The organism is Anabaena sp. CCY 9402-a, from assembly GCF_963920945.1.
GTDB lineage: Bacteria > Cyanobacteriota > Cyanobacteriia > Cyanobacteriales > Nostocaceae > Trichormus > Trichormus minutissimus.
The window spans coordinates 1-1,293 of record NZ_CAWUDL010000192.1; the positions used below are offsets into that span (position 1 = coordinate 1).

At 50.5% G+C, this 1,293-nt stretch carries 1 protein-coding gene; it reads right to left on the minus strand.

The window, feature by feature from the left end; genetic code table 11:
* A partial coding sequence (locus tag ACM0OR_RS28235; RefSeq protein WP_414579715.1) for an FG-GAP-like repeat-containing protein occupies window positions 1–1,293 on the minus strand: 1,293 nt, incomplete at both ends.

The window sequence follows — 1,293 nt, forward strand, 5'->3', positions numbered from 1 at the left end:
CACAAAAGCATCCAAGTCCCCATCATTATCAATATCGGCTAAGGTGGGTTTAGCATAATTCCCCACATCCGTCAGTCCGAAGGGGTTGGTGGCTTCTGGGGTAAAGGTGGGTGCAGCCGCAGTTCCCGTGTTGCGGTAGAACAGGGTATTGCCAAGATTATTCCCCACAAAAGCATCCAAGTCCCCATCCCCATCAATATCGGCAAAGGTGGGGGCAGCAAAATACCCCACATCCGTCAGTCCGAAGGGGTTGGTGGCTTCTAGGGTAAAGGTAGGTGCAGCCGCAGTTCCCGTGTTGCGGTAGAACAGGGTATTGCCATCACGATTCCCCACAAAAGCATCCAAGTCCCCATCATTATCAATATCGGCTAAGGTGGGTTTAGCAAGACTCCCCACATCCGTTAGTCCGAAGGGGTTGGTAATTGGAGCGATAAATTTGGGACTACCTACAGGAGCATCATTAACTGGGGTTACAGAGAACGTCTGAGTTTGTCCAGTTAAGGTATCTGTACCATCGCTAACGCCGTAGTCAAGGGTGACAGTACCATTAAAGTCAGCAGTGGGAGTGAAGGTATAAGTTCCATCACCGTTATCAACTAAAGTGCCGTTATCAGCAGTCAGACCAAATACGGATAAGGTATCACCTTCTACATCACTGAAACCTGCTAACAAGTCAGCAGCATTAATGATAATGGCTGTATCTTCAGCAGTGTTGCCTAAAGTGGCTGTGGGTGAACCTGTGGGAGCATTGTTAACTGGAGTAGTAGGGACATTCTCGAAGAACAGGATATTGCCATAAAAATTCCCCACAAAAGCATCCAAGTCCCCATCCCCATCAATATCGGCAAAGGTGGGGGCAGCATAAGACCCCACATTCGTTAGTCCGAAGGGGTTGGTGGCTTCTGGGGTAAAGGTGGGTGCAGCCGCAGTTCCCGTGTTGCGGTAGAACAGGGTATTGCCGTAATTATTCCCCACAAAAGCATCTAAGTCCCCATCCCCATCAATATCGGCAAAGGTGGGGACAGCCAAAAGCCCCACATCCGTCAGTCCGAAGGAGTTGGTGGCTTCCTGGGTAAAGGTGGGAGCAGCCGCAGTTCCCGTGTTGCGGTAGAACAGGGTATTGCCAACACCATTCCCCACAAAAGCATCTAAGTCCCCATCATTATCAATATCGGCTAAGGTGGGTTTAGCATAAAGCCCCACATCCGTCAGTCCGAAGGGGTTGGTGGCTTCTGGGATAAAGGTGGGAGCAGCCGCAGTTCCCGTGTTGCGGTAGAACAGGGTATTGCCATC